This is a genomic window from Mycobacterium sp. IDUB_5, assembly GCF_055419565.1.
Map to the genome: position 1 here is coordinate 707,541 of NZ_JBVAXX010000004.1, position 9,705 is coordinate 717,245.

Annotated in this window: 8 protein-coding genes; 3 read left to right on the top strand and 5 right to left on the bottom strand. The window is 64.4% G+C overall.

Annotated features, from left to right (window positions below; all coding sequences use genetic code 11):
• Window positions 1-14 precede the first annotated feature (14 nt).
• Window positions 15-1,421: an amidase gene (locus ACZY1G_RS16615; protein WP_463822992.1), complete on the top strand. Its 1,407-nt coding sequence runs from the start codon at window positions 15-17 to the stop codon at window positions 1,419-1,421.
• Between the two features lie 54 nt (window positions 1,422-1,475).
• Here the strand turns inward: ACZY1G_RS16615 and ACZY1G_RS16620 are convergent, their stop codons facing one another.
• Both ACZY1G_RS16620 and ACZY1G_RS16625 read right to left on the bottom strand, forming a co-directional pair.
• Complete coding sequence (locus tag ACZY1G_RS16620) at window positions 1,476-2,759, bottom strand: spinster family MFS transporter (protein ID WP_463812929.1); 1,284 nt, start codon at window positions 2,757-2,759, stop codon at window positions 1,476-1,478.
• A 115-nt stretch (window positions 2,760-2,874) separates the two neighbouring features.
• Window positions 2,875-3,480: a TetR/AcrR family transcriptional regulator gene (locus tag ACZY1G_RS16625; protein ID WP_463812930.1), complete on the bottom strand. Its 606-nt coding sequence runs from the start codon at window positions 3,478-3,480 to the stop codon at window positions 2,875-2,877.
• Between the two features lie 126 nt (window positions 3,481-3,606).
• Here ACZY1G_RS16625 and ACZY1G_RS16630 point away from each other — a divergent pair, with 126 nt between their 5' ends.
• Window positions 3,607-5,307 (top strand): phytoene desaturase family protein, encoded by a 1,701-nt coding sequence (locus tag ACZY1G_RS16630; RefSeq protein WP_463822993.1) that lies wholly within the window; start codon window positions 3,607-3,609, stop codon window positions 5,305-5,307.
• Here ACZY1G_RS16630 and ACZY1G_RS16635 read toward each other — a convergent pair.
• Together ACZY1G_RS16635 and ACZY1G_RS16640 are read right to left on the bottom strand one after the other, a co-directional pair.
• Window positions 5,296-6,456, bottom strand: a complete 1,161-nt coding sequence (locus ACZY1G_RS16635; RefSeq protein WP_463822994.1) for a sensor domain-containing diguanylate cyclase — start codon at window positions 6,454-6,456, stop codon at window positions 5,296-5,298. The genes ACZY1G_RS16630 and ACZY1G_RS16635 overlap by 12 nt on opposite strands.
• 132 nt (window positions 6,457-6,588) lie before the next feature.
• On the bottom strand, window positions 6,589-7,887 hold the full coding sequence (locus ACZY1G_RS16640; RefSeq protein WP_463822995.1) for a sensor domain-containing phosphodiesterase: 1,299 nt from the start codon (window positions 7,885-7,887) through the stop codon (window positions 6,589-6,591).
• Window positions 7,888-8,581: 694 nt separating this feature from the next.
• Here ACZY1G_RS16640 and ACZY1G_RS16645 point away from each other — a divergent pair.
• Complete coding sequence (locus tag ACZY1G_RS16645; protein WP_463822996.1) at window positions 8,582-9,229, top strand: class I SAM-dependent DNA methyltransferase; 648 nt, start codon at window positions 8,582-8,584, stop codon at window positions 9,227-9,229.
• Here the strand turns inward: ACZY1G_RS16645 and ACZY1G_RS16650 are convergent.
• Complete coding sequence (locus ACZY1G_RS16650; protein WP_463823021.1) at window positions 9,213-9,617, bottom strand: MerR family transcriptional regulator; 405 nt, start codon at window positions 9,615-9,617, stop codon at window positions 9,213-9,215. The genes ACZY1G_RS16645 and ACZY1G_RS16650 overlap by 17 nt on opposite strands.
• Window positions 9,618-9,705 lie beyond the last annotated feature (88 nt).

Genomic DNA, 9,705 nt, shown 5'->3' on the forward strand with positions numbered 1-9,705 from the left:
ACGCGGAAGAAGACATGAACGACGAACTGATCTACAGCGACGCAACAAGAATGGCGGAGCTCATTCGCACCGGGGCGTTGTCATCGGTCGAACTGGTAAGCGCGCACCTGGCGAGGATCGAGTCCACGAACCCGACGATCAACGCAATCGTGACGCTCGCCGACAGCGCCCTCGACGCCGCCCGCGCAGCCGATGCGGACCTGAACGCGGGCAGAGACATTGGCCCATTGCACGGGGTGCCCTTCACCGTGAAGGACTCCATCGACACTGCAGACGTACTCACCCAGCGCGGGTCACCGATATTCGCTGGGCGAATGCCCACCACCGACGCCACCAGTGTGGCCCGGATGAAGAATGCTGGTGCAATTCTGTTGGCCAAGACCAACTTGCCGGAGTTCTCCTACTCGACAGAGAGCAACAACCTGCTCACCGGCCGCACGAACAACCCGTGGAATGTCGAGCGCACACCCGGTGGGTCCAGCGGTGGCGAATCGGCGGCCATCGCGGCCGGTATGAGCCCCGTCGGTTTGGGTACCGACCTGGCGATCTCCGTCCGCGGGCCGGCGGCTCAGACCGGAATCGTCGCACTCAAACCCACCCACGGGCGGATTCCCATGACCGGTGTCTGGCCCCGTGTTCCACGCCGGGACTGGCATGTGGGGCCCATGGCTCGAACGGTCCGCGACGTCGCCCTGACCTACACGTTGCTCGCCGGACCCGATGGCGCAGATGGCTTCTCGACGATGCCCAGGGGCTTCGACAGTGGTCTCGGAGAGGATCCCGGCCGCCCGCTGCGGGTCGGCTGGCTGGTCGACTCCGGTCTCGGACCGGTCGATCCGGAAGTCGCGACAACCGTCCGCGAGGCGGCTCGCGCCCTGTCGGATACTGGCGCTCACGTCGAAGAGGTGGCGATACCCGCCCTCGAACGCGACAATCCGCTGGCTCTGTTCAACCTGCAGCACGTGATGGAGCTCAAGCCGGCGATGGCAGACGCCACGCGGGGCCGAGAGGACGACATGTTCACGATGTCCACGTCGATGCTCGGCACCCCGGACACCTCGATCGCGGACTACATCGCCGCAGAGCAGGGTGTGGAGCGGCTCCGCGACGCCTACGCCGAATTCTTCACCCGCTACGACGCGTTGCTGCTACCGGTGCTCCCCATCCCTGCACACCGGCACGGCCTGACCGAGTTCGTCGTCGATGGCAAAACCGTCGAGGCCACACACATCCAGACGTTCACGGTCCAGTTCAACATCACCGGCCTACCGGCGCTGTCGATGCGTTTCGGCACCAGCAGCGACGGTCTCCCCATCGGGGTGCAGATCGCCGGCAACTGGCACGCGGAATCCACGGTCCTTCACATCGCCGCGATGCTGGAAGGCGTGAGTCCTGTACGAGACCTTCACCCCGCTCTGTGACGAAAACCGTTCCACCTCATCGGAAGAATGGACGCTCCTGACCGAAACTGCCCGTCAGCCTTCCGCGATGACGTCGCGCCGATACTGACGCGCGGCCACCGCGTAACATCCGATCGCCACCAGCTGCAGGGTCGGGACCAGGATCAGCAGGGCACGACCCAGTGACTGCGCGCCCAACGCACCGGCCAGCGAGTCGCTGACAACACCGGTCAGGAACGGGCCGACCGCACCGAGCGTCGCGTTGAAGAACAAAAACACGGCTGAGGCCGTCGCGCGATGCTCGGGAAGGACCAGACGCTGGATCGCCGCGATGGACGGCGCCAGGTAGGCGATACCGATGACATAGGACAGTGCCAGGAACCAGACGCACCATGAACGGTTCTCGACGACAAAGGCCAGCACAGACGCCGGCAACAGCGCTGCGATCAGGATGACCACGATCCAGAGCAACCAACGCGGGTCGCGGGACGCCAACCGATCGGCGATCCGACCCACGATGAGCAGTCCCAGAATACCGAGAAGCCCGGTGACGAGGCCGTATTCGACGCCGACCTCGCCCAGCGACATCCCCCGGGTCCGCATCAGGAAAGCAGGCGCGAAGGTGGTCAGGGAGTAGCCCGCCGCGGACACCAGCGCGGTACCGGCCACCATCGCCAGAAAGCTTCGCTTGCGCAGGAGATCCCACCAGTTCAGCGACACATCGTCCTGGCGCGGTGGCGGAGTCGGCAGGCTCTGCCGGACCCCGACAACCCACAGCACCACCGGGGCGAGAAGCACGCTGATAGCACCCATGGTCACGAAAGCAGCGCGCCAGCCCAAGCTTTCGGCGAGCAGCCCGCCACCGAGCAGGCTGGCTGCACTGGCCAGCGGGATCGCCATCGTGGTGACCGCCAGCGGTGCCGACCGCTTGTCCGGGCCGAAGTTCCGCGCCACGTAGGCATGCGCTGCCGGTGTGCTGCCCGCCTCGCCGACGGCCACGCCGACACGGGTGAGCGCGAGTTGGAAGCCGGACTGAACAGCACCACCGAGCATGGTCATCGAACCCCACAACGTCAGGCAACCCGCGATCACTACGCCGAACGCGCCGCGATCGGCGATACGCGCGATCAGGATGCCCACCACGGCGTAGACGATGAGGAACCCGAACCCGTTGATGACACCGATGGCGGTGTCGGACAACGCGAGGTCCTGCTTGATCGGCTCGGCCAGGACGCCGGGCAAGAACCGGTCGACGTAGTTCAGGGTGCCGACGAGTGCGAGCACCACGACCGCGGTCCAGGCGCGTGTCGGCGAGTGCGCGGCCTCGGTGGGCGGCTCGAGATCCTGTGGCGTCGACATCGTTCTCCTCGGTGATCGCTACCGAGCAGCTTGGCAGACGCACTGAGATGCACGCCGTCTGGGATGACGCCTGGTGGTCAACCCTGTTCGTACACTGGCCCCTACGCCTCTCCGGTTAGTTGCGACGCGTCGACTTCCGGCGCCGCGGCTCATCGACCGAAGCGTCGAGATGATGCCCGACGAGGACGATCAGTTGATCGCGGACATCGTCGAGCGGACGCAGGGATCGCTGCGCAACGGCCATGACCACGGCTCCCTCGACGGCAGCCAGGACGACGTTCGCCAGGGCCGGTGCGGTGGCCTCGTCGACTCCGTGGTGACGGAGCGATGCGGCGATCGCATCTCGCCAACGGTCGAACGTCTGCCCAGCGATATCGGCGATCCCGGGTTCCGTGGAGCGGGCCACACCGGCAGCGGCGATGGGGCAACCTGCCGCGAAATCGCTTCGCGCCACGACTTCTTTCCACGACGCGACGAACGCTGTGAGTGAGTCCTGGGGGGTGGGCAGTTCCAGAGCGGTTGCGATCTGGTGATCGATGAAGCTTCCGGCCACCCGTGTTGCTTCCTGGACGAGCTCTGACTTGCCCTCGGGGAAGTTGAGGTAGATCGACCTGCGGGAGACATGACCGTGCTCCAGAATCGCCGCGATACCTGTTCCCGCCACCCCGTGACGGCGGACGAGGTCAATTGTGCTCAGCACCAATTTGTCTCGCGCACTCATGCGTCACCCTCCACCTGCAATTCTGATCTTGCCTTGCAAGTATACCGATCGATGTACTACGTTGGCCGCCACTGATTACATCGATCGGTATACCGCTTTGTCGAGCGGTGGTGAGGAGCGGGACTGATGGGCGAGCGGTGGGATGCGATCGTGGTGGGTTCCGGACTTGGTGGCCTGTCCGCGGCCGCGTACCTCGCCGCAGCAGGGCGCAAGACGCTGCTACTCGAGCGCTACACCACCCTGGGCGGGTCCTCGCACGTCTTCGGCCGACGCGGTCAATGGGAGTTCGACTGCGGCGTGCATTACGTCAGCCACTGCGGACCCGATGGCATCGTCACCGCGATGATGCACGGAATCGGCATCGATGACCGGATCACGTGGCTGCCGATGGACCAGGGTGGCTTCGACCGCATCATTGCGCCTGGCTTCGAACTCGCCACTCCCGTGGGGTGGGACGCCTATGAGGCCGAGCTGCTCGATGCCTTTCCCGATGAGCGCAAGGCGGTTCGCCGCTTCCATGACCTCATGCGGCGGATCGGGGAGGCCCACGATCGCAACGACATGGCAACCGCCGGGGGGATGGCACGCTGGGCGGCCCGCGCCGGGCGCGGCGCGCCGTTCATGGCGCTTCCCTACGCCGCGACCTTGGCCGCTCTCGGGCTGTCACCTCGGATGGCGTACGCACTGTCAGTGCAATCCGGCGCCGTCGCGTGTAGCCCCACCGTGCTGCCCACGGCCGCGATGGCCGCGTTCTTCCAGGATTACATCGGCACCGGCTCCTACTACCCCCGTGGTGGTGGACAGATTCTGGCTGCCGGATTCGCGGCCGTGATCACCGCCTACGGCGGATCGATCCGTACCAGCAGCGAAGTCTCGGAGATCCTGCTCCACGACGGACGTGTGCAGGGCGTCCGTCTGTCCGACGGACAGGTGCTGTCGTCCGCGTCCGTGGTGTCTGACGCCGACATCATCAAGACCTACACCGAACTGATCGGCCTGGACAAGCTCCCCTGGCTGTTTCGCCGGCGAGTGGCGGGCTGGAAGATGTCGCAGCCCTTGATCAACGGATTCTTCGGCGTGGAGATGGACCTCTCGGAAAGCCCCAACAGCAACTACTTCACGATCCCTGACTGGGGACCCGCGAAGTCCTTCGCCCACATGGCAGCCTTTGGAAAGAACACTCTCAACGGCAACGGGTTCGACGTCGGTTCCGAGTGGGCGCGCGACATGGCGGCCCGCCAGCCGATGTTCGTCCAGTCCTCGTCGCGACGGGACCCGAGCAATCACCGCGCCGCTCCCGAAGGGCATGCCACCATCGAGGTCCAGACCGTCACGCCATCAGATCCCCGGCTGTGGGGATTCGATGGGTATGACATCGCCGGCGGTCACTACAGCCGCGACGACGGCTACCTCGAGATCAAGAAGATCATCATCGACGGCATGCTGGACCGTATGGAGCAGGCTTTTCCTGGCTCATCCTCGAAGGTGAGACTCAGCGAGCTCGGGACACCGGCAACGCAAACGCGTTTCGTGAACAACACCGCAGGAGCCCCGTTCGGACTGCAACTGCGCCTCTCCCAGACCGGGCCGATGCGTCCCAGGGCCGTCACGCCGATCCCGGGCCTGTACACCGTGGGTACCAGCACTGCATGGGGTCCGGGCACTGTCGGAGCCATGCTCAGCGGCGTCAACGCCGCGGGCAGCATCATCGGCCGCGACCTTGTTCCCTTCATCCGTAGCGGCGGCCAACTCGCCGGATCTTCCGCGCTTCCTACGTGGGCGGACGACTTCGACCCGTTCAGCACCACGCGGGCACTACACGCCTGACGACCCCCCACTCGGGGCCATCGTCACCCGGTTGCGGCCGGTCTGCTTGGCGCTGTAGAGCGCTTGGTCGGCGAATTGCAGAAGGTCCCGCGGCGAGACGGTGCTCGCGTCGATCGCGGCCACACCGGCGCTGATCGAGATCCCGCGCCTCGGCCACGGTGCCCTCTGCACTGCGCGCCGAAACCTTTCGGCGAGCACGAAGGCGCCCTTGCAGGTGGTCTCAGGCAGAATGACTGCGAATTCTTCGCCGCCGTAACGAAACAGGGAATCGCTCTCCCGCATTTCTGATTGCAGAAGTTGCGCGACGGACCGGAGCACCTCGTCGCCAGCAGGATGCCCGAACTCGTCGTTGAAGGACTTGAATTGGTCGACGTCGATCATGAGCAACGACAACGTCGTACGTCTCGATTGCGCACGGATGAACTCCTCGTCGAGTGTGAGATCAAAAGAACGCCGATTCTTCACGCCCGTCAGCACGTCGGTGACCGATTGCGATTCCAGGTGCACCCTCACCTTTTCGATATCACGTTGATACTCCTGCAGGAGTTCGACGTACTTCTCTTGGTCCAGAACGGCCTGCTCGAGGGTCGCGATGCTTCGGCGGAGCTCGAGCTGCACGATGATCTCGCGAGAGAGAATTCGGAGCGCCTCCCGCTGGATCTCGCTGAGACTGCGCGGCTCACGGTCGATCACGCAGATCGTGCCCAACGCCTCACCCGTCGGTGCCACGAGCGGTGCGCCCGCATAAAAGCGGATACGGGGGTCGCCGGTCACCAGTGGGTTCGCGGCAAAGCGTTGATCCAAGGTGGCATCCTCGACCGTCATCACCTCGCCGGGATCCATGATGGCGTGCGCACAGAACGCTTGTGATCGCGGGGTTTCACTGACACCGAGGCCCACATCCGACTTGAACCACTGACGGTGGTCATCCAGCAACGTGATGAGCGCGATCGGCGTCCCGCAGATTGCCGAAGCGAGTTTCGCGAAGTCGTCATATGCCTGCTCTGGCAGAGAGTCCATGATGTTGTAGTCGGCGAGAACTCGTAGGCGCTGGTCTTCATTCGCAGGAATCGGAAATCCGTTGTCCGACATGTTCGCCCCCCATGTTTGTCGAGCGACACCGGCGATGCCCTCACCGCGCGTCTTCACGCGAGGCCAAATCCTATCGCGGCGGACGGCTCGGTCTGGCGGAATCTCCGCCGAAGGCGGTGTGATGATCGCATCGCAACCCCGGTAGCCATTGCACTAGTTGCCCCGGCGGAACCCCGGCTGTCGTGACGCCTAGGTGGATGCGAACGACTGCGGCCGAGCCGCGGGCCGCGGCCGACCCAGGTAGTACCCCTGGCCTCGCGCCACTCCGAGATCGCGGAGGGCCCGCAGCTGATCCTCGGTTTCGATCGCTTCCGCCACGGTGACAGCGCCGACCTCCGCAGACAACTCGACGATGGCCGCGGTGAGCACCCGTCGCGCCGGATCTGTCTGCACGCCCGCGGTGAACTCGGCGTCGATCTTGATGATGTCAGGCTTGAGCCGCAGGATCTGCAGCAGCGTCGCATACCCCGCTCCAACGTCGTCGACGGCGATGTCGAGTCCGTGGTGACGCAACGGTGTCAGCGCGTCCAACAGGTCGTCAGGGAAGCGGTCGTGTTCGGTGAGTTCGACGCAGACCGGTCGCCCTGCAGAGAGCAGGAGGGCGCGGGCGCGAGGATCTGCCGCGGCGCGTGGGCTGAGATTGACCGCGATGGGCAGATCGGCGGGCAATTGCACGCTGGCAGTGAGGATCTCATCAACAGCGTGGATCTCGAGCTCGACACCCCGCCCCGCGCGCTGCGCCACACCGAACCACTCCTCGACGTTGCGTTCTGACGCATGGGGGAAACGGCTCAGGCCCTCGTAGCCGACGGTACGACCAGTACACAGATCGACGATCGGCTGGAAGACCGGCAGCAACGCACCGGGGGCGAAGAGCCGGTCGAGTTCCTGGTGTGTGGCTTCGGCCTCGATCGAGTCGGGATAGAGCAGACTCGCCACGAACGTTGCGGTGGCCGAGGGGGCGGGCAGCTTCGCTTCCTCTCGGAATGGCAGCGTCGTAAAGAGGTCGGTGAGCTGCTTTTGCGAACTCATCAGCGCCGCGACGAAACTACTCAGCGAGATGATCGCGGCCGCCGCAGCGTCGTCGAAGGCCGACGGTGTCGACGCGACCACCGACATGGCTCCGACAACTAGATCGTTGTGGCGCAGCGGGATCACGATCCACGACCGCACATCAAGACCCTCTGCGAGGGCCCGACTGGTCCTCGGCACCCGGGGGTCGGCGGAGACGTCGTCGACGATCAGCGGTTCGCGCGACTGCATCGCCACGTCCACGAACGATCCCTCGCGCGCAAGCTTGTGACCGAGCAAGCTGGCCGTTGAGCCGTGGGCGGCGACGAAGACGAGGTTGCCGGCGCACTCCGGATCACACAGCACGATCGACGCACCAGACGCGACGGGGGTGTGGAGGCACATCTGCTCGGCCGCCCGCCGCACGAGTGACACCGTGTCCAGCGAATCTGTCAGGCTCTCGATCAGCCGCCGCATGTCGTCAACTCCTCACCGCTGTCTACTGTGCACCAACTGTCGAGGGGCACACAGAGGCTGCCCCCAAGTCTTGGCCACACGCTGGCTGTGCCTTCTACGTCCATGTATGTCGGCAACGGAGTGCCCAGACCCCCACGAGGAGGGGCCGTCCACCAGCGGGCGCGGTCCGCGCAATGACGGGAACCGCGACTGCCGGTGGATCGCCCCAATCCTGCCCCCACGACTCCCCCAGGGTGGAGGCTGCTGATTCAACCCGAGCCCCCGCGGAAATCCGCCTACAAGTACGGTGCCATTTGATGTGTCAAATAGTCAGGCCGCCAGCAAACGAGTAAGAATTTTGTCATATTCTAATTTCGAGATTCGAGAATGAATGGCCCTGCGACGGCCTCCGCCAGTCACGTCTTGTCTATTGCGTTGCTGTCCAGACGTTTACATGCCGATCGGCAGTGCTGTGGACGCTCGCCGATCTCCGAATCATGATCCTGCGCTGCGTTCCGAGATCGCGTGCGCACCGGCCAATGCGCGTTTGGGGCGAACCGACCGCCCACACAGCGTCATCGTCGGACTAGTCCCGATATCACATCCACAGTGACCAGGAGTAATCAAAAGTGCGTGCGCCGTGTGTGATTCACCTGACCGTCGCTGACGCGTTGGTTGTCCGTCTGCAGGTGGGTGGCACAGCGATACTGGGACTGTGGCTCACGAGCATCCTGATGCGGATCGCGTCATCACGTTGTATGACCGTCATGCGGAAAGCTGGGTGCGCGATCGCGGTGACCAGCTGACCGAACGCGCATGGCTCGATCAGTTCGTGGCGTCCCTGCCTGATCAGGGCCGAGCTGTACTCGATGTGGGATGCGGAACAGCGATGCCCATCGCCGCGTACCTGATCGAACGGGGATGCCAGCTCTACGGGATCGACGGGTCGGGCGCAATGATCGCGAAGAGTAGGGCGCGCTTTCCGGAGCACCAGTGGGAGGTGTCCGACATGCGCACGCTTGCGATGGACCGTCGTTTCGATGGAATCATTGCTTGGGACAGCCTGTTTCACCTGTCTGCGCGTCACCAGCGACGCATGTTCCCGATCTTTTCGCGACACGCAGCAGCCGGTTCGGTGTTGTTGTTCAACAGTGGCCCTGGGGCCGGCGAGCAGATCGGCAGCTATCGTGGCGAACCCTTGTACCACGCCAGTCTCGACCCAATCGAATATCGCGCGCTGCTCGATGAGAACGGGTTCGAGGTCATCGCCCACGTCGCGTCAGATCCTTCGTGCGGGCAGCGCACCATCTGGCTTGCGCGAATGCGGTCACCTCGAGAGATGTCGCCTATCGCGTGGGGATGATGTGATCCCAGAGGCCATCGGCGTCTCCGGCGCGGAGTTTGTTCTCGTAGACGGTCACTTTCCACGTGATGAGGTCCCGGGCCTGTTCCAGTGTTTCGATCTGGCCGTTGACGCGGGCCCGGTGACCGTTCAGCAGAGCAAGCCGCTCTGACTCGTTACCGGGTCCCGATCGAACCAGACCGGCAAATCGCTTGAGTTCGGCCAGAGGCATCTGCGACTCGCGCAGACGGGTGCAGATCCGCAGCCAATCGATATCCACCGAGCTGTATCGCCGTCGCCCGCCCGCCGTACGGTCGACAGGTCCGAGGAGCAACCCCTCGCTTTCGTAGAACCGCAAGGTGTGCACGCTGAGCCCGAGCGCCTCGGCGGCCTCACCGATCGAATACATGCTCACTGAAACGTCGGGACTGCCCCGGGTTCAGTTGACTCGCGGGGGTGTGAATTTCAGGCCGCGGTTGCGACTGGTGTGTGGAGCA